Source organism: Bradyrhizobium sp. LA6.1 (assembly GCF_040547805.1).
GTDB lineage: Bacteria > Pseudomonadota > Alphaproteobacteria > Rhizobiales > Xanthobacteraceae > Bradyrhizobium > Bradyrhizobium barranii.
In genome coordinates this window covers 266,879-287,372 of sequence record NZ_JBEPQK010000007.1, presented here as the reverse complement: position 1 = coordinate 287,372, position 20,494 = coordinate 266,879, and the positions used below count along the sequence as shown (strand labels likewise).

General features: G+C 63.5%; 19 protein-coding genes and 1 tRNA gene. 7 read left to right on the top strand and 13 right to left on the bottom strand.

The features are described from left to right. Nucleotide 1: 1 nt before the first annotated feature. Together ABIB99_RS20445 and ABIB99_RS20440 are read left to right on the top strand one after the other, a co-directional pair. On the top strand, nucleotides 2–3,514 hold the full coding sequence (locus ABIB99_RS20445; RefSeq protein WP_354177308.1) for a two-partner secretion domain-containing protein: 3,513 nt from the start codon (nucleotides 2–4) through the stop codon (nucleotides 3,512–3,514). Nucleotides 3,515–3,727: 213 nt separating this feature from the next. Continuing rightward, the gene (locus ABIB99_RS20440; protein ID WP_354177306.1) at nucleotides 3,728–4,840 is read left to right on the top strand and encodes a tetratricopeptide repeat protein; all 1,113 of its coding nucleotides are present in this window, start codon (nucleotides 3,728–3,730) and stop codon (nucleotides 4,838–4,840) included. A 124-nt stretch (nucleotides 4,841–4,964) separates the two neighbouring features. Here the strand turns inward: ABIB99_RS20440 and ABIB99_RS20435 are convergent, their stop codons facing one another. Then, nucleotides 4,965–5,603: a TetR/AcrR family transcriptional regulator gene (locus ABIB99_RS20435; RefSeq protein ID WP_085405011.1), complete on the bottom strand. Its 639-nt coding sequence runs from the start codon at nucleotides 5,601–5,603 to the stop codon at nucleotides 4,965–4,967. Nucleotides 5,604–5,882: 279 nt separating this feature from the next. Here ABIB99_RS20435 and ABIB99_RS20430 point away from each other — a divergent pair, with 279 nt between their 5' ends. The 4 genes from ABIB99_RS20430 to ABIB99_RS20415 all read left to right on the top strand — a co-directional run bounded on the left by ABIB99_RS20430 (nucleotide 5,883) and on the right by ABIB99_RS20415 (nucleotide 10,465). Beyond that, the gene (locus ABIB99_RS20430) at nucleotides 5,883–6,686 is read left to right on the top strand and encodes an SDR family NAD(P)-dependent oxidoreductase (RefSeq protein WP_354177304.1); all 804 of its coding nucleotides are present in this window, start codon (nucleotides 5,883–5,885) and stop codon (nucleotides 6,684–6,686) included. 36 nt (nucleotides 6,687–6,722) lie between these two features. Beyond that, nucleotides 6,723–7,853 carry a DUF5938 domain-containing protein gene (locus ABIB99_RS20425; RefSeq protein WP_354177302.1) on the top strand — a complete coding sequence of 377 codons (1,131 nt, stop codon included), beginning with the start codon at nucleotides 6,723–6,725 and terminating at the stop codon, nucleotides 7,851–7,853. 57 nt (nucleotides 7,854–7,910) lie between these two features. Further along, nucleotides 7,911–9,449 (top strand): acyl-CoA synthetase, encoded by a 1,539-nt coding sequence (locus tag ABIB99_RS20420; RefSeq protein ID WP_354177300.1) that lies wholly within the window; start codon nucleotides 7,911–7,913, stop codon nucleotides 9,447–9,449. 173 nt (nucleotides 9,450–9,622) lie between these two features. Continuing rightward, on the top strand, nucleotides 9,623–10,465 hold the full coding sequence (locus ABIB99_RS20415; protein ID WP_354177298.1) for a DUF1194 domain-containing protein: 843 nt from the start codon (nucleotides 9,623–9,625) through the stop codon (nucleotides 10,463–10,465). 177 nt (nucleotides 10,466–10,642) lie between these two features. Here ABIB99_RS20415 and ABIB99_RS20410 read toward each other — a convergent pair whose 3' ends face one another. From ABIB99_RS20410 to ABIB99_RS20370, 9 genes are all read right to left on the bottom strand, one after another. Beyond that, the gene (locus tag ABIB99_RS20410) at nucleotides 10,643–11,422 is read right to left on the bottom strand and encodes a HEAT repeat domain-containing protein (RefSeq protein WP_354177297.1); all 780 of its coding nucleotides are present in this window, start codon (nucleotides 11,420–11,422) and stop codon (nucleotides 10,643–10,645) included. Nucleotides 11,423–11,503: 81 nt separating this feature from the next. Then, complete coding sequence (locus ABIB99_RS20405; protein ID WP_011083553.1) at nucleotides 11,504–11,776, bottom strand: BQ00720 family protein; 273 nt, start codon at nucleotides 11,774–11,776, stop codon at nucleotides 11,504–11,506. A 51-nt stretch (nucleotides 11,777–11,827) separates the two neighbouring features. Next, on the bottom strand, nucleotides 11,828–12,253 hold the full coding sequence (locus ABIB99_RS20400) for an Hsp20 family protein (protein ID WP_018645065.1): 426 nt from the start codon (nucleotides 12,251–12,253) through the stop codon (nucleotides 11,828–11,830). A 308-nt stretch (nucleotides 12,254–12,561) separates the two neighbouring features. Next, nucleotides 12,562–13,647, bottom strand: a complete 1,086-nt coding sequence (locus tag ABIB99_RS20395) for a sn-glycerol-3-phosphate import ATP-binding protein UgpC (protein ID WP_354177296.1) — start codon at nucleotides 13,645–13,647, stop codon at nucleotides 12,562–12,564. Between the two features lie 19 nt (nucleotides 13,648–13,666). Further along, nucleotides 13,667–14,515 (bottom strand): sn-glycerol-3-phosphate ABC transporter permease UgpE, encoded by an 849-nt coding sequence (gene ugpE, locus ABIB99_RS20390; protein WP_063980180.1) that lies wholly within the window; start codon nucleotides 14,513–14,515, stop codon nucleotides 13,667–13,669. Continuing rightward, nucleotides 14,515–15,396: a sn-glycerol-3-phosphate ABC transporter permease UgpA gene (ugpA, locus tag ABIB99_RS20385; protein ID WP_354177295.1), complete on the bottom strand. Its 882-nt coding sequence runs from the start codon at nucleotides 15,394–15,396 to the stop codon at nucleotides 14,515–14,517. The genes ugpE and ugpA overlap by 1 nt, the downstream gene beginning before the upstream one ends. Nucleotides 15,397–15,444: 48 nt before the next feature. After that, nucleotides 15,445–16,761 carry a sn-glycerol-3-phosphate ABC transporter substrate-binding protein UgpB gene (gene ugpB, locus ABIB99_RS20380; protein ID WP_135214036.1) on the bottom strand — a complete coding sequence of 439 codons (1,317 nt, stop codon included), beginning with the start codon at nucleotides 16,759–16,761 and terminating at the stop codon, nucleotides 15,445–15,447. Nucleotides 16,762–16,981: 220 nt separating this feature from the next. Then, on the bottom strand, nucleotides 16,982–18,184 hold the full coding sequence (locus ABIB99_RS20375) for a CaiB/BaiF CoA transferase family protein (protein ID WP_354177293.1): 1,203 nt from the start codon (nucleotides 18,182–18,184) through the stop codon (nucleotides 16,982–16,984). Nucleotides 18,185–18,368: 184 nt separating this feature from the next. Continuing rightward, a complete protein-coding gene (locus ABIB99_RS20370) occupies nucleotides 18,369–18,794 on the bottom strand; it encodes an organic hydroperoxide resistance protein (protein ID WP_045004850.1) in 426 nt (141 codons plus the stop codon). Nucleotides 18,795–18,948: 154 nt separating this feature from the next. Here ABIB99_RS20370 and ABIB99_RS20365 point away from each other — a divergent pair, with 154 nt between their 5' ends. Next, the gene (locus ABIB99_RS20365) at nucleotides 18,949–19,407 is read left to right on the top strand and encodes a MarR family winged helix-turn-helix transcriptional regulator (protein WP_014490915.1); all 459 of its coding nucleotides are present in this window, start codon (nucleotides 18,949–18,951) and stop codon (nucleotides 19,405–19,407) included. A gap of 50 nt (nucleotides 19,408–19,457) precedes the next feature. Here the strand turns inward: ABIB99_RS20365 and ABIB99_RS20360 are convergent, their stop codons facing one another. From ABIB99_RS20360 to ABIB99_RS20350, 3 genes are all read right to left on the bottom strand, one after another. Then, on the bottom strand, nucleotides 19,458–19,694 hold the full coding sequence (locus tag ABIB99_RS20360) for a GIY-YIG nuclease family protein (RefSeq protein ID WP_166063842.1): 237 nt from the start codon (nucleotides 19,692–19,694) through the stop codon (nucleotides 19,458–19,460). Between the two features lie 163 nt (nucleotides 19,695–19,857). After that, nucleotides 19,858–19,933: transfer RNA gene (locus ABIB99_RS20355), tRNA-Ala, on the bottom strand. Nucleotides 19,934–20,029: 96 nt separating this feature from the next. Next, nucleotides 20,030–20,437 carry a TIGR02300 family protein gene (locus tag ABIB99_RS20350; RefSeq protein WP_063980175.1) on the bottom strand — a complete coding sequence of 136 codons (408 nt, stop codon included), beginning with the start codon at nucleotides 20,435–20,437 and terminating at the stop codon, nucleotides 20,030–20,032. Nucleotides 20,438–20,494: the final 57 nt, after the last annotated feature.

Here is a 20,494-nt window from a genome sequence, read left to right as displayed (position 1 = left end):
GATGACATCGACCCTGCCGCGGATGCGACTCGCAATCGCGCTGTCCGCGACCACGATGCTGACGCCGCCGGCGCTGGCGCAGACGCTGCCGACCGGCGGCCAGGTCGTGTCGGGACAGGCCACGATCAGTCAGTCCGGCAACGCCATGACGATCAACCAGTCGAGCGACCGGATGATCGCCAACTGGCAGAGTTTTTCGATCGGCGCCGGCAGCTCCGTGACCTTCAATCAGCCCGGCGCATCCTCGGTCGCGCTGAACCGCGTCGTCGGCCAGGACCCGTCAAAAATCCTCGGCAGCCTCAGCGCCAATGGGCAAGTGTTCCTGATCAATCCGAACGGCATCGCCATCGGCAAGACCGGCAGCGTGCAGACCGGCGGCTTCGTCGCCTCCACGCTCGCCATCAGCAACGCCGATTTTCTGGCCGGCCGCTACAACTTCACCGGCAGCGGCGGCGCGATCACCAATGAGGGCAGCATCTCCGGCAAGGTGGTGGCGCTGATCTCGCCGAGCGTCAGCAATTCCGGCACCATCACCGGCAGCACGGCGCTCGCCGCCGGCACCGACGTGTTGCTCGACTTCAACGGCGACGGCCTGCTCTCGGTCGAGGTCAAGGCCTCTACCGTCAAGACCCTGGTCGAGAACAAGGGATTGATCCGCGCCGATGGTGGGCTCGCCATCCTCACCGCCAAGGGCGCGAGCGACGCCATGAAGGGCGTCGTCAACAACACCGGCGTGGTGCAGGCCGCGAGCATCGGCAGCAGGAACGGCCGCATCCTTCTGCTCGGCGATGCCAGGCACGGCGAGGTCAATGCCGGCGGCACGCTACGGGCCCGCTCGGTCGAAACCTCCGCCGCCAAGGTCAGTCTCGCCGCCGATCTGAAGGTCGATACGCTGGGCGGGCATTGGCTGATCGATCCCGTCAACATCACCATCGACGCGAACTACGCTGGCGTCTTGCAGACGGCGCTTGCGAGCGGCGACGTGACGGTGACGACCTCGGGCAGCGGCACCGATGAAGGCAACGTCACGGTCAACTCCGCCGTGACCTGGGGCTCGCATATCCTGACGCTGCGGGCCGACAACAACATCGTCACCAATGCGCCGCTGACGTCGACCGGCACGACGAGTAGTGACGGCCTGGTCCTGCAATACGCACAGACCACGGCCACCGGTGGCTACACCATCAACGCTCCGGTCAACCTGGCGGCGGGCAGCCTGTTCCAGACCCAGAAAGGAACTGATGCCGCTATCACCTATGCGGTGATCACCGATGTGAATGCCCTGCAGAACATCAACACCAACCGGTCCGGCAACTATGTGCTGGGCGCGAACATCGATGCCAGCGCGACGGCGGGTTGGAATGGTGGCGCCGGTTTCACACCGATCGGCGGCATCGGCGATATCAGCAAATATTTTTCCGGCATTTTCGACGGGCTCGGTCACCACATCAGCAACCTGACCATCAACCGGCCGTCCAGCGATAACATCGGCCTGTTCGGCTACATCGATGGCGGGACCATCCGCAATGTCGGCTTGGAAGGCGGCAGCGTGACGGGCAACAATGCCGTCGGCGGGCTGGTGGGGTCGAGCGGTCTCTGGGTCTACGGCGGCACGAGCAGCGTCGCTTACAACACCATCAGCAACGTTTACAACACCGGCAATGTGACCGGCAGCGGCGCCATGGTCGGCGGGCTGGTCGGCGACGCCTATATCACGACGATCAGCAACTCATATGCCACCGGCACGATCGCGGGCTATGGCGCCGCCGGCGGGCTGGGAGGGCGCGTCGTCGCCTCGTTCGTCTCCAACTCGTATGCGACCGGCAACGTTTCCGCTAGCTGGGACGGCGCTGGCGGGCTGATCGCGTACAATATCGGCACGTGGATGGGACCGGGCCCCGGGGATTATGCCATCGGTACGGTGAGCCACTCTTATGCCACGGGTACCGTATCCGGCGGCATCAATGTCGGTGGCTTGTTGGGATACAGCAACATCGGTCTCGTCACCGACAGTCACGCCACCGGTAATGTTTCGGGCACCGGCGCAATTGGCGGCACAGGCACATCTGCCGGCGGACTGGTGGGGTTCCAACAGTACAGTCGGGTGGAGCGATCTTACGCCACCGGCAACGTGTCCGGTGTCGATTCGGTCGGCGGGCTGGTGGGAGGCAGCTGGTACGGCGCCGTGGTAAGCCAGTCTTACGCGACCGGCAATGTGTCCGGAACGCGTTCGATTGGCGGGCTGGTCGGGCGCAGCAATGAAGCCGTTTCGGTGCTCGATTCCTACGCCACGGGAGCGGTTTCAGGAAATTCCGAGGTCGGCGGGCTGGTGGGGGTGAATCAGGAAAGCCATGTGAGCCGAAGCTACTTCGCGGGCACCGTGTCGGGAACCAGCAATGTCGGCGCGATCGTGGGGATGAATTGGGATGGCGGCGACGTCACCCAAAGCTATGCGAACAGGGAGACATCGGGGCAGAGCGCCGCCTGTGGCGCATCTTTCGGCGGCGGCATCTGCGATGGCGGCATGCTCACCACGACCCAGCTGCGCGATCCCTTCACCTTTATCAACAACGGCTATGACTTTGCCGCCGTCTGGGGCAAGTCCGTCAGCGGCGCCAACAACGGCATGCCGGTGCTGCGCGCGTTCGGCGACACCGTCTACGATGCCTATGTCAACGTCGCGGGCTCGGCCAGCACCACCTATGGCACGCTGGCCTCGCTCGGCGGCTTGACGATGACCGGTGTGAACGCCAATCGCGTCACGCTCGGCTGGGGCAGCGCAGTCACCACCGCATTGGGCGCGGGCAGCTACAATCGCAGCGGCCCCGACGTTCTCAGCGCGACCGGCTCAGGCGGCGCGGTCTATGTCGGCTCGGTCGCGGTTGGCCTCACCATCGACAGGGCGCCGCTCACCATCAGCGCCAACGCGTCCAAGACCTATGACGGCCTCGCCTTCTCCGGCGGCAGCGTCGCTTATTCCGGCTTCATGAATGGCGAGACTGCATCCGTGCTGTCGGGCACGCTTAGCTATGGCGGTACGGCGCAGGGCGCGGTGAATGCCGGCCGCTACAGCCTGACGGCGTCGGGTCTCTCCTCGGCCAATTATGTGATCACTTATGTCGACGGTTCACTCACCATCAACAAGGCGCCGCTCACCATTGCAGTCAACGGCGTCACGAAGAATTACGACGGCGTGCCGTTCTCCGGCGGCAGCGCGATCTATTCCGGCTTCGTGAACGGGGAGGGGCTGTCCGCGCTGTCCGGCACGCTCGTCTACGGCGGCTCGGCCCAGGGCACGCGTAATCCCGGGGTCTACGGCATCGCCGCCTCGGGGCTGACATCCGCGAACTACGACATCACCTATGTCGACGGCCGGCTCGCGATCATTCCGCGCGACGCAGGCGCCTGTTCGCTTGGGGCCGGCGGCAACCCGGTCTGCGGCGCCACTCCGCCCGATCCCGCCGCGCCCCTCGGGTCGAACGACCAGGCGCCGATCGAGGTCGTGCTGCGTTAGAGCACCCGGTAGCGGCACAATCGCAGCTACGCCGGCAAGGGCGTCCTGCGCTACGCCTGGTGAGACCGCAGAGGCGGCCCTCATCCGTTCGAACCGAAGCCCCGCCGTCTGCGACTTATTTTCGCAGCCGGGCGCTGTGATGTTTCTCCGCCGGATTCGATCGTCGCCCGCTTGCGCGACCCGGCGCGGCTTCGATGCAGGGTTTTTTGAGCCATGAATTGCGGGTCGATTGGCCGGATTTTCGGTCTGCTTTGCGCGGTCACCATTGCCGTGACGGTTGCCGTTCATGCCGACGATACGTCCAACGACCGCGTCATCGCCGAAAAGACCGAGATCATCGCGGCCGATCCGACCAACGCGGTTGCTTACGAGCTGCGTGGCGAAGCCTGGTACCTCAAGCGGGACAAGGATCGCGCCTTCGAGGACTGCAGCGCCGCGATACGGATCGATCCGAATTTCGGGCGGGCTTACAACTGCCGCGGCCGCGCCTATTCGGCGAAGGGCGAACGGGATCGCGCTTTGGCCGATTTCAACGAGGCCATTCGCCTCGATCCCGGCTACGGACCGTCCTACACCTCCCGTGCCCTCGAATATTTCAACAAGCGCGACTTCGATCTGGCGATCGGCGCGTTTACCGAGGCCATCGAACGCAATCCCAAGCAAGCCTACTTTGCTCTTATCAAGAGAGGGGAAGCGTATGCGGCGAAGCGCGACTCCGATCATGCCGTCGCCGATTACAACGAGGCGATGCGGCGCAATCCCGCCGCCGCATGGCCCTACGAGCTGCGAAGCACCGTCCATTTCAACAAGGGCGAGATCGACGAGGCTCTCGACGACTGCAACACCGCCGTCCGTCTGGAGCCCGGGAGTGCTGGCGGTCATTATTGCCGGGCCATCGTGCTCCTGAAAAAGGACGACACCGACAACGCCATCCACGAGCTCGATGACGTCACCAGGATCACGCCTTCCTTCGAGAAGGCCTACTTCGTTCGTGCAACCGCCTGGCGCAAGAAGGGCGATGATCGTCGCGCCATTGCCGATTTCGACGAGGGCATCCGGCTGCAGCCGGGAAATTCGATGGCCTACAGCAATCGCGCCAGCACGCTACGCGACATCGGTGAGCACGCCCGCGCGCTCGCCGACTACAACGAGGCGATACGGCTCGATCCCAACAATCAGGTCGCTCTGGTCAATCGCGGCATCCTCTATATGAAACTGTCCGACGCCAAACACGCGCGCGCCGATTTCAATAGCGTGCTCGCGCTGCCGCCGGGCGACCAATGGGCCGTGGACACGGCGCGCGAAGGACTCGGCTTTTTGAAGTGATGCGTCTCGAAAGAGCGCGCGTCTCCGCTCTCGTGCCCCGGACGCAGCGCAGCGCTTCCCTCGCGATGCGAAGCATCGTCGAGAGCGGTGCGCTGCAGAGCCTTCGCCGGCGCCGCTGTGCGCGTCAGCAGACCGTCGGCAGCAGGCGCCGGACTTCGTCGAGCAGTTCGGGAATCGCCGTCTTGTCACCCGCGAGGTGCTTAAGCAGCGCACTTTGGAATAGTCCGTCGAACAGCGCATAGAGCGCCGCGGGCGACGACGCCGGCCGCTTGCCGCCGAGCTCGGCATAGCGGGAAGCGATGCGCCAGATCATCGCTTCCAGGCTCTTGTCGATCTCGAGTACATCCTTGCGAAACGCCGCCTCGAACATCGCCTGCGAGCGCAGGTCGTACCAAAGGCGGTGCATACGGGCTTCGTTCTGCAGCGTTGCTGCGAGCTTGGCGAGGAAACCCTCCGTCAATTCGTCGCGGCTCGTTGCTGTCGCGACGACATCGTCATATCGCGTCACGCACTTCGCCTTGTAGTGGCGGACGCAGCAGCAGATCAGGTCGAGCTTGTCGCTGAAATAATAGTGGAACACGCCGTGCGTGAACGCCGAGTTCTGCGCGATTTCGCGCAGGCTGGTGCGTGCGAAGCCGAGCTCTCCAAGCGTTTCGAGCGCGGCCTCGGCAAGTTCGACGCGCCGCGCGTTGAACTTCTCGTCGCGCAGCACCTCGGCCGCATCAGCCACACGCCGGGCCGCTCCCGTCACCTGCCGCGCCATCTCGTCCCTTCCTCAGTCCCGTTCTTTCAAGGGCTTATACCGCGCCGACCGCGGAATGCTCCATCCCCTCACAACCACTTCCTTTGACAACTGTCAAATTCGTTCTTGACAAGTGTCAAGATTTTGGCAGAGGTTCGCACCAAGAATTTGGACAGTCGTCAAGACGTCCGACCATGGAGGAACGCTTCGCTGGGTGCCGCCGAAAGGCCTGCGCCCATCGACCTGGTGCGCGCCGATTGGCGCAGCACGAATCGATCACCAGCAACGGAGGAGTGCGTCATGAGTGGGAAGAGCCTTGCAGGCAGGAACGCCCTGGTCACCGGCGGTGCCCGAGGAATCGGCGCGGCCATCGCGCAAGCGTTGGCGCGAGCCGGCGCCTCGATCATGATCGCCGACATCCTGGAAGAGACCGGCCGCGCCAGCGCAGCCGCTATCGCGAAGGAAGACGTCGCCACGGGCTTCGTCCAGCTCGACGTCACCGACGACGCTCAATGGGAGCGGGCGGTTGCCAAGACCGTCGCAACCCTCGGCGGCTACGACATTCTGATCAACAATGCCGGCATCGAGATCACGTCGCTGATCTCCGAGGTCAAGGCCGAGGACGCGCGGCGGATGTGCGACGTCAATATCGTTGGCACCGTGCTCGGCATGAAGCACGCCTTCCGTGCTATGCGCCCGGGCGGGCCGGCCGGCAAGGGCGGCGCCGTCGTCAACATCTCCTCGGTTGCGGCAACGATCGCCTTCCCGAGCATCGCAGTCTATTCGGGCACCAAATCCGCGGTTGACCGCATGACGCGGGTCGGAGCGATGGAAGCCGGCAAGCTCGGCTTCGGCGTGCGCGTAAACTGCATCTATCCGGGCCTGATCCCGACCGACATGGGCATGCAGCTCGCCAACGACATCGTCAAGGTCGGGCTCGCGGCCGACGTCAACGCCGCAGTCGGCTCGGTGGTGGAGCAAACCCCGCTCGGCCGTCTCGCCGAGGTCACGGACATCGGCGATGCCGCAGTGTTCCTGTGCTCGAACGAGGCGCGCTTCATCACCGGCATCGGACTGCCGGTCGATGGCGGCATGGGCATGTAACGACAAAGCCGACAACAAGCATTTCGGAGGAACGCAATGAGCGAGAAGAAGCCCGTCATCGTCTATGGCGCTTCCGGCTATACTGGCCGGCTGGTCTGTGAATACTTGCGCGAATACAACATCCCCTTCATCGCCGCCGGCCGCAGCAATGAGAAGCTCAACGCCGCGATGAAGTCGAATGTAGCGGGCATCGAGACCGCCGACTACGAGGTGGTCAAGGTGCCGCACACCGTGGCTGCGCTGACTGAATTGTTCAAGGGCGCCTCGGTGGTGCTCAACACCGTGGGTCCCTTCGCCAAGTTCGGCGGCGAAGTGGTGCAGGCTTGCCTCGCTTCCAAGTGTCATTACACTGACACCACCGGTGAGCAGGACTGGCTGATCACGCTCGAGCAGGAGTGGGGCACGAAGTTCGCCAATGCCGGGCTGCTGTTGGCGCCAGGCATCGCGCAGATGTACACCACCGGCGAGATCGCCGCGCAGCTGTGCCTGGAGACGCCCGGCCTCGACACGCTGGACATTGCCGTGTTCTGGGGTGGCAGCCCGACCATCGCATCGACGCAGACCATCCTGGTCAACGCCGCGATGGCCAAGGCCTACTATCTGGAGCAGAACAAATACGTCGAGCATCAGCCCGATGCCGGCCTCTACAACCTCGCCATCCCCGGCCAGCACGAGCTGGCGCTGGCGCTGCCCTGGGGCGGCACCTCGCATCCGGTGTGGTTCAAGCGCGATCCGCGCGTCGCCAACGTGAAGGTGCTGGGCGGCGTGTTCAACCGCGGGCTGATGTTGGCTGTGCCGCAGATCGTCGCGGCCGCGCTGGAGGCGACCAAGGATATGAATCCCGACGATCGCTACGCCGCATTGGCGCAGACCGCTGCCGGTGTGATGAACACCATGCCGCCGCGCGAGAACCCGCGCGTCAACAAGTCGATGGATTCGGTGCATGCCTCCGGCCCGTTGGGGCGCGCGCACTGCGTCATCAACGGCAACAGCAACTACAAGCAGACCGGCATGTTGCAGGCCTATGCTGCGGCCCATCTGTTGCAGCAGCCGCCCATGCGCGTAGGCTTCGCCTCCGGCTGCCAGGCGTTCGGCCATCACGAGCTGCTCGGGCAATTGCGCAGCTTCGGGCTCGTCAGTAAGCCTGTTCTGACCGTGCACGATTAAGTCAATCGCGGGTGGCGCGGTCCTCCGCGTCACCCGCTGCTGCTTCGGGTGTTGATCATGCGCTTCATCGATTACCTGGACAAAGGTGCCTCGCTCCGCGCCGACGCGCCGTGCCTCACCATGGATGGACGCGACCTCAGCTATGGCGAGGTGCAGCGGCTGAGCTACCGCGTCGCGCGCGGGCTCGCGCGATCGGGCATTGCTGCCGGCGAGAAGGTCGCAATCCTCTCCGGCAACGATCCGATCGCGTTTGCCTGCGTGTTCGGCATTTCCCGCGCAGGCGCGGTCTGGTGCCCGATCAATCCGCGCAACGAGGCGGCCGAAAATCGGCTCATCCTCGAGCAATTCGACTGCAGCCTGCTGTTGTTTCATTCAAGCTTCGCGGCGATGGTCGAGGCGGTGCGCGCAGAGCTGCCAAAGCTGCGCGCCGTCGTCTGCCTCGATGCCGAGTTGTCCTTCGCGCCCTCGTTCGCCAGCTGGCTCGCCGGCCTTGCAGACGACCACTATCAACGCGAGACGATCGACGATCTTGCGATGATCCCGGGCACCGGCGGCACCACCGGCAAGCCGAAGGGGGTCATGCTGTCGGGCCGCAACATCGAGGCTATGACGGCACTGACGCTGATGGGCTATCCCTTCAAGGGCCGCCCGATCTACCTCGCGCTTGCGCCGCTGACCCACGCGGCCGGCGTGCTGTGTTTCCCGATCATGGCGCTCGGCGGCCGCATCGTGATCATGCATCACCCCGACATCGCAGAATTTCTCGATCTGATCGAGCGCTACCGTGTCACGCACACCTTCCTGCCGCCGACCGTGATCTACATGCTGCTCGATCATCCGAAGCTCGAGTCCGCGAGGCTCGGGTCTCTGCAATGTTTCTGGTACGGCGCGGCGCCGATCTCGGCCGCGCGGCTTGCGGAAGCGCTCCAGCGTATCGGGCCGATGGCGCAGTTGTTCGGTCAGACCGAAGCGCCGATGATGATCTCGATGATGGCACCTAGCGAGCATTACAATGCCGACGGCACGATCGCGATGGAGCGTCTCGCCTCGGCCGGGCGGATCAGCCCGCTGGTGCAGGCCGGTATCATGGATGGCGACGGCAATTTGCTGCCGACCGGCGCCCGCGGCGAGATCGTGGTCCGCGGTTCGCTGGTGATGGAGGGCTATTACAAAAATCCCGAAGCTACGGCGGAAGCCTCCGCGCATGGCTGGCACCACACCGGCGACATCGGCTACATCGACGACGACGGCTACCTCTATATCGTCGATCGCGCCAAGGACATGATCATCACCGGCGGGTTCAACGTCTACTCGATCGAGGTCGAGAACGCGCTGCGGGCGCATGAGGCGGTGCAGGATTGCGCCGTGATCGGGCTGGCGGACGAGAAATGGGGTGAGCGGATCGTCGCCGTGGTGCAGCCCCGCGCCGGCCAAAGCGTCGATGCGACGGCGCTGGCTGCCTTCGTCAAGGCGCGGATCGGCAGCGTCAAGACACCGAAGCAGATCGAAGTCTGGGACGACCTGCCGCGTTCCAAGGTCGGCAAGGTCTTGAAGCCGGACATCCGCGCGCGGCTGGCGGAGCGTTCAGGCGGCTGAGGCGCATCTTATTGCAGCGCCCATCGCTTCGAAGATATCCGCGAGACGCGCTGACGCGGACATTCGCGCGGGCCTGGAACTCTCATCCGTGTCCGGGCAGGCAAAGGCATGTTTCCGCTTTTCGATGCGCGTTTTGGGTGTCACCATGCTTTTGAACGGACGGGAGGGCCGCCATGCGCTGGTGTGTCTCGGTCGGGGCGGTGCTTGTTGCGGGGGCGATCGTCGGAGGTGACGTTGCCAGCATTGCCGCGCCGAGCCCGAAATCAAGGATAGCCGACGCCAGGCACAGCGCACTGTCCGTCAATGTCGAGCTCGTTATCGCCGTCGACGTCTCCTATTCGATGGATCTGGACGAACTCGCCATTCAGCGCGAGGGCTATGCACAGGCCATCGTCTCGAAAGATTTTCTTCAGGCGCTAAGGGCCCGTCCGGCCAGCAAGGTGGCTCTGACCTATTTCGAGTGGTCGATGTCGGGCGACGACAGGATCATCATTCCGTGGCGCGTGATCGACGGCCCGGAATCGGCGGACGCCGTGGCCGCCGAGATCATGAAAACGCCGATTCGCCGAGGTTCGAGCACCTCGATTTCCGGCGCGATCAATTTCGCAGTGCAGCTGTTCGAAGAGAATCCCTATCGCGGGTCGCGGCGCGTCATCGACATTTCCGGCGATGGGCCGAACAACGACGGAGCCCCCGTCACCGGCGCGCGCGACACTGCCGTTGAGAAAGGCATCATCATCAACGGCCTGCCGATCATGGTGAAGGAGCCGTCCTATTTGACGACCGATATCGAGAATCTCGATCTCTATTACGAGGACTGCGTGATCGGAGGGCCGGGTGCCTTCATCATGACAATCAAGGATCGCGAAAAATTCCAGGAAGCGATCCGGACCAAGCTTGTTCTCGAAGTTGCGGGCCTCACGCCGGAGGGGAGGATCGTCCGAACCGCCGAGAAAGAGCCCCGGGTGTCCTGTCTGGTCGGCGAAGAAAAATGGCGGGAGCGCGGGCGACGGTGAGACACCGAAGCTGATCGAAGTCCGGGACGACCTGCCGCGCTCGAAGGTGGGCAAGGTGCTGAAGCCGGACATTCGCGCGCGGCTGGCAGGGCGGTCAGGCAGCTAATCAAGGGTGACGGTGCGTCGGCAATACCCGAGCGGTGCAAGACGACGTTCGGTCGATGTGGTCGCCTTCTCCTACTCGCTACCTTCTGAAGCCGGCTTCGCGCGGAGCGAATTGGCAAAATTGACGAGATACTGCCGCCCATCGCGCTGAGCGAGATCGAGATATGACGGCAACAACGGCGAGTTAACCGCGGAAAGTGCGTCGAGCGCGGCCATCCGCTGATATTCATGCTCCGTGCTCCACGCGCGAAGCGCCAGCGTCTCCGACCTTTTCGACCGCCTGCGCGCGAGAGCAAGAAGCGCTCGCCGGCTTACATACTCATCCGCGTCGTGAAAGAATTGCTCCAACAGTGGTTCGACTTCATCGGCGGCAAATTCGTCGCTCCCAAGCGCATCAGCGAGTTGCCACCGGGCATCTCGCTCCGGCGAATGCGGGGCCAACCTCGCCAAAGCCAGCAGATGAGCCGGCTTGGCCATCAACTCACGCTTGAGTACCTCCACCTCATTGTCGCGAGCAAGGATGTAAAGCAGCAACTCGACGATAGGAGCGCTCCAATGCTGCGGAACGCCCGAATCCAGGAACGCGGCGAAGGCAGTCGTGATCGCGGGCCATTCTCCATAGTCGCATTCCCACTCGTCAGATCTCTGGCCAACAGGGTAGCGATCAGCCCAACGGCGAAATGCCAACACCGCCTCAACGAATCGAGCCTGAGCACCTCCAATGTACGCGATTGGCTCGTCGGTCATGATGGTCTGGTCACGCTTCCATAGCCCGATCCGGCTGATCGAGTAGCCGGAGGATATCGGGCCATAGCACAAAGAAAGCGAGGCGTCCGCTTGGTGCCGCGTCATGGGATGGCCCATAAAAAATGCGCGGGCCGCCTTGAGGCATGCCCGCGCATTTGAATTCGCAGATGTCGCGCTAAGCGTGCGTCAGTGCACGCTCACGGCTTGCAGCTCGTTGCTCCAGGCGTTGGCGACCGCGGCTTCGCGGCTGTCGGTCAGCATGATCGGCGTGCCGTCGGCGGCGTGGAGCGCGAAGAGCTTGAGGCCCGGCGCGATTTTCGGCGCCTCGGGAAACAGGCCCGGCACATCCTCGGAGCGGATCTGCTTCACATAGGCGATATGACCTTCGCCGAGGGTTGCCAGCGTCTCGGGCGAGACGTTCTTGGCTTCGTATTCGAACGCAACGTGACCTTCACTCATGGTCTCGACTCCTTCACAGAAACTAAGCGGTCGAGTCCGCTACTCGTTCCATTATTCGTGCTCATTGATAGCGATTGTCTTAACGATCCTCTCCGGTTCAGGCCGGGCAAGATCGACCGACAGCAGCCCGTTCTTCAGATCCGCACCCAGCACCAGCATCCCCTCCGCCAGCACGAAGGTGCGCTGGAAGTGGCGCGCGGCGATGCCGCGATGGATGTATTGCCGGGACTTGTCGTCCTGCTGACGCCCGCGAATCACGAGCTGGTTTTCCTCAATGGTTACATCGAGTTGGTCGCGGGTGAATCCGGCGACCGCCAGCGTGATCCGCAGCCGCTCGGGCTGGCCGTCCGACCGGTCGCACCTCTCGATATTGTAGGGAGGGTAGCCGTCGGCGCCTTTGACGACGCGATCAAGCACGCGCTCGATCTCGTCGAAGCCCAGAAGGAACGGACTGGAAAGCGTTGGAACACGAGACATAGTTTACAAAGTCCTCTCGAAGCGACTTTGGCATTTCAGGGCCCGGAAGCGGCGCCCCTTGGTCAGCAATATGGTCATAACCCCTTGGGGGTTCAAGGACGTAGCGGGGGCCTGTGGATTGCCCATTTTCGCGCCTGACCCCGCCCGCGGTCGCGCGGAAGCGCCCAATTCGTCACCGGGAACGCAAATGCTCAGGCAAGCCCGGGCATGACGAATCGGCCGACGATTTATCTCAATGAAATCAAACCCCCGGCTACTGTGCATGGGGTTGTTTTTCGCGTTTTTGATCGGCCGGCCCTCGGAACCGCTCAGGCCCCGATCCGCGTCCGTCCGTCGCCGCTGAAAAGGTGCAGCTTCGGCCGTACCGCGGCGACGCGGATCCTCTCACCGATGGCGGGGGCCTCGGTTCCGGGAATGCGGACGATGACCTCGCCGGGCGGCAGTTCGCCGGGGGTGGCGGCGACGCGCTGCTCGTCCTGGGCCCGCGTGCCGTAGACGAAAGTCTCGGCGCCGACGCGCTCGATCGCTTCCACGGTCAGCGGCAGTGCGACGCCGCCGGCCGGGGTCTGGTCGGTGATGACGAAATCTTCCGGGCGGATGCCGAGGATGCCGGCCTCGCCCGCGCTGCCGCCGAGCTGCGATTTGATCTCATCGGCGCGCGTCGACATCAGGTTCATCGGCGGTGCCCCGATGAAGGAGGCGACGAAGGTCGTCGCCGGCTTCTCGTAGATCGCAAGGGGATTGCCGACCTGCTCGACCTGGCCGCCGTTCATGACCACGAGAATATCGGCGAGCGTCATCGCCTCGAGCTGGTCGTGGGTGACGTAGATCGAGGTCGTGTTGAGCCGGCGCTGCAATTTGCGGATCTCGACCCGCATAGCGATGCGCAGCTTTGCGTCGAGGTTCGACAGCGGCTCGTCGAACAGAAACACTTTCGGCTGGCGCACGATGGCGCGGCCCATGGCGACGCGCTGGCGCTGGCCGCCGGAGAGCTGGCGCGGCTTGCGCTCCAGCATCGGCGTGAGCTCGAGCACGCGTGCGGCCTCGTCGACGCGGGTCTTGACCTCGGCCTCCTTCATGCCGCGGTTGCGCAGGCCGTAGGCCATGTTGTTGAAGACGCTCATATGCGGATAGAGCGCGTAGTTCTGGAACACCATCGCGATGTCGCGATCGGCGGGCTCGATCTGGTTGACGACGCGGCCGCCGATGTCGATCTCGCCGCCGGTGACGGTCTCGAGACCTGCGACCATGCGCAGCAGCGTGGACTTGCCGCAGCCGGAGGGGCCGACCAGCACGCAGAACTGGCCGTCGCCGACATCGACGTTGACGCCCTTGATGGCCTCGAAGCCGCCGGGATAGGTCTTGCGGACGTTGCGCAGGGTGACGTTAGCCATGAAAACTCATTCCCAAAACCTACTTCTCGGTCTCGACCAGGCCGCGCACGAACAATTTTTGCATGGCGACGACGACGAACACCGGCGGCAGCATGGCCAGCACGGCAGTCGCCATCACGATCGGCCATTCGGTCAGCGCATCGGTGGTGGTGATCATCTTGCGGATGCCGACCTGGATGGTCTGCATGTCGTCGCGCGTGGTGATCAGCAGCGGCCAGAGATATTGATTCCAGCCGAGGATGAAGAGGATCACGAACAGCGCCGCCATGTTGGTGCGCGACAGCGGCAGCAGCGTATCCCAGAAGAAGCGCAAGGGGCCGGCGCCGTCGATGCGCGAGGCCTCCAGCAGCTCGTCCGGCACGGTCATGAAGAACTGGCGGAACAGCAGCGTCGCGGTGGCCGACGCGATCAGCGGCAGCGCGAGGCCGGCATAGCTGTCGAGCATGTGCAGATCGGCGACGATCTTGTAGGTCGGGTAGATGCGCACCTCGACCGGCAGCATCAACGTGATGAAGATGATCCAGAAGATCGCCATCCGGAACGGAAAGCGGAAATACACGATCGCATAGGCCGAGATGATCGAGATCGCGATCTTGCCGATCGCGATCGCCAGCGCCATCACCAGCGAGTTCAGCATCATGTTGCCGACGGGCTCGCGGGTCGAGCCGCTCGTGCCGACGAAGATGGTCTTGTAGTAGACCTCGAAGAAATGGCCGCCCGGCAGCAGCGACATCTGCCCGTTCGCGATCAGGGCGTTGTCCTGGGTCGAGGCGACGATCGCGATGTAGACGGGGAATGCGACGATCGCGATCCCGATCCAGAGAATCGCGTGGGCGACGTAGCGCCGAAAGCCCTCTTCTTCGACCATCAGTAGGTCACCTTGCGTTCGACGAAGCGGAACTGGATTCCCGTCAGCACAATGACCATGACCATCAGGATCACCGACTGCGCCGCCGAGCTGCCGAGATTGCCGCCGAGCAGGCCGTCGGAATAGACCTTGTAGACCAGCGTGACCGTCGATGTGCCGGGACCGCCGCGGGTCATGGTGTCGATGATGCCGAAGGTGTCGAAGAAGGCGTAAACGATATTGACGACCAGCAGGAAGAAGATCGTGGGCGACAGCAGCGGGAAGGTCACTGTCCAGAACCGCCGCATCGGACGGGCGCCGTCGATCGCGGCGGCCTCGAACACGCTTCGGGGGATGGCTTGCAGGCCGGCGAGGAAGAACAGGAAATTATAGGAGATCTGCTTCCACGCCGCGGCGAGGATGATCAGCCCAGCCGCCTGGTTGCCGTCGAGCAGCGGATTCCAGTCGACGCCCAGGTTGCGCAGATAGCGCGACAGCACACCGAGCGAAGGATGCAGCATGAAGATCCAGAGCACGCCGACCACGGGCGGCGCCACTGCATAGGGCCAGATCAGCAGCGTGCGGTAGAGCATCAAGCCACGCAGCGGCTTGTCCGCCATCACGGCGAGCAAGAGCGCGAAGGACAGCGATGAGACGGCGATGGCGAACGAAAAGACGAACGTACGGACAACCGCCTCGAAATAGGCCGGGTCCTTGAACAGGTCCTGATAATTCTCGAACCAGACGAAGCTTGTCGACAGACCGAAGGCGTCCTGGAGCAGGAAGGATTGGATCACCGCCTGCGCGGCCGGCCAGTAGAAAAAAATCAGGACGATCGCGAGCTGCGGCGCAACCAGCGCGTAGGGCAATAGTTTTGCTTGGAAAATGGCTTGCTTTTGCATGATGTCAGCAGAAGCGGCAGGCCGGGTCGCGGCCTGCCGCTCGTCGCCTCACTTGACGGCGGTTTTTTCGAACTGCCGCAGCATCGTGTTGCCGCGCTCGACGGCAGCATCCAGCGCCTGCTTGGCGGTCTTCTTGCCGGCCAGCGCCTGCTCGATCTCTTCCGACCAGACGTCACGGAGCTGAACCATGTTGCCGAGGCGCAGACCGCGCGAATTGTCGGTCGGCTCCTTGTTGGTCAGCTCGATCAGCGGGGTCTCGAGATAGGGCTGATCCTTGTAGAAGCCTTCTTCCTTCGCCTTGGCGTAGGCCGCCTTGGTGATCGGCAGATAGCCCGAGGCCTTGTGGATGTAGACTTGGCGGTCGGTGTCCGAGAGGAAGGTCAGGAACTTCGCGACACCCTTGTATTCGTCGGCCGACTTGCCGCCCATCACCCAGAGCGAAGCGCCGCCGATGATCGAGTTCTGCGGCGCGCCCTTGACGTCCGGATAGTATGGCATCGGCACGGCGGTGAAGTTGAACTTGGCCTGCGCCTTGACGTTGCCGAAGAACGCCGACGAGGTCAGGTAGATCGGGCATTCGCCGGAGGTGAAGCGGCCTTCGCCGGTGTTGGTGCGGCCGGCATAGTCGTAGGTCTTGGTCTTCTGCAGCTCGACCAGGGTTTCGAGATGCTTGACCTGGAGCGGGCCGTTGAACTCCAGCACGGTGTCGAAACCGTCGAGGCCGTTGGCCTTGCTGGCGAGCGGCACGTTGTGCCAAGCGGAGAGCTGCTCGAGATTGACCCAGGTGACCCAGGAGCCGGAGAAGCCGCAGGTGTCATGACCCGCAGCCTTCAGCTTCTTGGCGGCCTCGAACGTTTCCGGCCAGGTCTTGGGGATCTCGACGTTCGCCTTCTTGAGCTCGTCAAGGTTGACCCACATGACGGTCGACGACGAGTTGAACGGGAACGACAGCATCTCGCCCTTCGAGGTCGAGTAGTAGCCGGTGATGGCGGGCAGATAGATCTTGGGGTCGAACTTCTCGCCGGCCTCGGCCATCAGCTTGTAGACGGGTTTTACGGCGCCGGTCGCGGCCATCATGGTCGCGGTGCCGACTTCGAACACCTGCATGATGTGCGGGGCGTTGCCGGCGCGGAACGCCGCGATGCCGGCGTTCATCGTATCGGGATAGTTGCCCTTGTAGGTCGGGATCACCTTGTAGTCGGTCTGCGAGGCGTTGAAGTCGGTGGCGAGCTTGACGATGACGTCGTTGTTGGCGCCGGTCATCGCGTGCCACCACTGGATTTCGGTCACGGCCAAGGCCGGCGATGCGCCCATGCCGATCGTGATCGCAACTGCGGCAGCCGCCCCAAAGTGTCGAAGAGCCATCAAGTAAACCTCCCTTGGCCGTCAAAAAGAAGCGCTTGCGCTAGCAGCGCCATATGACGTTCACATGACTGTGTAAGCGGGAGAAACGAAAGCAGCAAGCGCGGCCAAAAGGGAAGCTGTCAAATAGGCGAATGCCGAGCGCGCAGCCTCCTCCGTTCGCGGCGCACATGCGTGCCCGCGCCGCAGTGCGGCATTTGCTCGGGTGAGGCGGCGAGGGCGTTTAGCGCTTGCGCTCGGGGCCGCAGACGGTGCCCTGCTCGACCATCGCGTCGATCTCCGATTTGGAGTAGCCGAACTCGCCCAGCACCTCCTGGGAGTGCTGGCTGAATTTCGGCGGCAGGCGGCGCAGGCTCGGCTTGCTGCGATCGAGCCGGATCGGCGAGGCCACGCCCTTGTACCAGTCCTTCTCGATGACATCGCCGCGGGCGATCGTGTGCGGGTTGGTCAAGGCCTGGTCGATCTTCTGCACGGGACCTGCGGGCAGGCCGGCGGCGAGCAGGCGGTTGCACAGCGGCTCGGCCTCGTGCTGGCTGAACACGGCGGCGAGCTCCGCGCGCAGCGCCTCGCGATTGGCGATGCGGTCCTTGTTGCGGGCAAAGCGCGGATCTGTGCCGAGTTCGGGCTTGCCGATTTCCTTGGCGAGCTTGCGGAAGGTGCCGTCATTGCCGACACCGATGAAGATATCGTCGGTCCTGGTCGGGAAGATCGCGTAAGGCACGAGGTTGGGATGCTCGTTGCCGGTGAGCGACGGCGGCTTGCCGTGCATGAAATAATTCGCGGTGTGCGGATGCATGATGGCAAGGCCGGTCTCATACAGCGTCGTCTCCAGGAACTGGCCCTGGCCCGAGCGCTGCCGCTCCGACAGCGCCATCAGGATGCCGATCGCCGCATAGAGGCCGGTGGTGATGTCGACCAGCGGCACGCCGATCCGCATCGGTCCGCTCTCGGGCGAACCGGTCGCCGCGATCATGCCGGTCATCGCCTGGATGATGGCGTCATAGCCGGGATTGCCGCCGCGCGGACCGTCGGCGCCGAAGCCGCAGATCCGGCAATGCACCAGGCGCGGGAATTTCTTGCTGAGCACATCGTTGCCGATGCCCCATTTCTCCAGCGTGCCCGGCTTGAAATTCTCGATCAGGACGTCGGCGGTCTCGAGCATCTTGAGCAGCACGAGGCGGCCGCCTTCGGAGGCGAGGTCGAGGCCGATCGAGCGCTTGTTGCGATTGATGCCGATGAAATAGGCCGCGTCTTCCTCGTGGAACGGAGGGCCCCAGTCGCGCACCTCGTCGCCTGCGGGCGGCTCGACCTTGATCACGTCGGCGCCGTGGTCGGCGAGGATCTGGGTGCAGTAGGGACCGCCGAGCACGCGCGTGAGATCGATGACGCGCAGTCCGCTCATTGCGCCCAAAACGGCTTCAGTCATGCCTTCGCTTCCCCTGTGTCGATCATTGATCACAGGCCTAGCGAGGTTTTTTTGCGCCAGCAATGGCTTGGTGCGTAGGGGCGTATGCGGTGCCGCCGTGCAATCCCGCGGCGTGGCAAAACAACAAAACAAAGGGAAGCGGCCGGCCCGAGGGGGATCTCGGGCCAGCCAATCCGCCGTTTGATCAGACGACCGTCAGGCGAACGTCGACATTGCCGCGCGTGGCATTGGAGTAGGGGCACACCTGATGGGCCTTCTCGACCAGCGCCTCGGCTTCCGCGCGGGCAAGGCCCGGCAGCGAGACGGCGAGATCGATGTCGAGACCGAAGCCGCCGGCCGCGCGCGGGCCGATGCCGACGGTGGAGGTGACCGAGGCGTCAGCCGGAACCTTCGGGCCGCCCTGCGAGGCCACGAACTTCATCGCGCCGATGAAGCAGGCGGCATAGCCGGCCGCGAACAGCTGCTCGGGATTGTTGCCGGCGCCGCCGCCGCCGCCGAGTTCCTTCGGCGTGGTGAGCTTGACGTCGAGCGCGCCGTCGAGGGTCGCGGCATGGCCATCGCGGCCGCCGGTGGCCTTTGCGCTGGTCTTGTACAGGACGTTTACCGACATTTTCGTCTCCTCAGGTGTTCGGGTTGGGGTGGAACCTACATCGCAAACAATTAGATTGCGCGCAATTGAAATTTGCATGCCTCACATTTAATTGTTCGCAATTGAATGTACGGCCGCCCGGTCCCAGAATGGAGGAAACCGCGTGAGATTCTCGATGCCCCGGAAATTATCGGCGCTGGACCCGCAGCGCCTCGACAATCAGATCTGCTTCGCGGTCTATTCGGCCGCGCATGCCTTCAACCGGGTCTACAAGCCGCTGCTGGACCGGCTCGGCCTGACCTACCCGCAATATCTGGTGATGCTTGTGCTGTGGGAGCGCGACGACGTGCCGGTCAAGGACATCGGCGAAAAGCTGTTCCTGGATTCGGGCACGCTGACGCCGCTGCTCAAGCGCCTCGAGGCCGCCCACCTCGTCAAGCGCACGCGCTCGCGCGAGGACGAACGTCAGGTGCTGATCGCGCTGACCCCGCAGGGCCACGCCTTGAAGGAAAAAGCGCGCGCCGTGCCGCAATCGATCCTGGCGGCGTCTGATTGCTCGGTCTCGGAACTGGTCGCGATGAAGGACGAGATCGTCGCGCTACGGGATCGGTTGAATGCGGTGATCGGGGAGTAGGGGGGCGCGGCGAGCTCAATCCTCTCGTACCTCGCCGCGAGTTTCTCTCCTCAAAGCCGCTTCTTTGCAAATGCGCGGCCCGAAGCTGATTTCAGATATTTCTCGAACGCAACAGCCTTAGCCTCATCGCTGAAAGCGATGTAGGTCTTGATGCGCCATGGGCCATACTTTGATGTATGTGGCACTTCGCCGGCGTTGTGCTTTGCGAGCCGGGCTCGCAGATCATCAGTGATGCCGATGTAGAAATGGCCGGAATCGAGGCTTTCGAGAATGTAGACGTACTTCATCCTATCCCCCGCCTTACGCAGTGGATGGACAGTATCTCTCAGGATCAGCTTTTGCCGAGGCCCGGCTTCGCCCTTCGGGCTACGCCGCGGCAGCCTTCGCTAGCTTCGCTACGATGGAGCGGAGCTGGCTTGCCGAGCCGTAGCTCGCGAAGCGAGCGAAGGCTGGTGGAGCCAGGCGGGATCGAACCGCCGACCTCTTGCATGCCATGCAAGCGCTCTCCCAGCTGAGCTATGGCCCCTTAGTCTTCCAGTTGGGAGGATCCTGGTGGATCACTCCCGACCGCCGAGCCTGGTGACTCGCGCGGTGCACCCTTTTTCACAGATCAGGGCTGATCTCAAGTCTCTTCATCACCTCCGACATCACCAATGATGTCCGTGACGTCCTCATCGCCCTCTTCGTCGTCAGCGATAAAGGTCGAATCATCGTCGTCATCGTCCTCGATGGTCTCGTCGACCTCGATGTCGTCCTCGGATTCGGGCACGGCGGCCTTGACCTTGCCGGTGTTTTCCTCGGCGTCGGCCTCCTCGAGCGAGACCTCTTCGACTTCTGCCGGCTCCGGCGTGGTGTCGGCAGCCGGCGTGTGGCGAGGTTCGGCGCCGCGAGTCGCGCGGGCCGGCGCCACAGGCGCGATAGGGACGACTTCGCCGGTATAGGGCGAGATCACCGGATTCTTGTTGAGGTCATAGAACTTCTTGCCCGTGGTCGGGCAAATACGTTTGGTTCCGAGTTCGGACTTGGCCACGGCAGGAATCCTGGGAATGTCTGAAAAGCGGTGTTTCACTTGGCTAGTTGGCGGCCC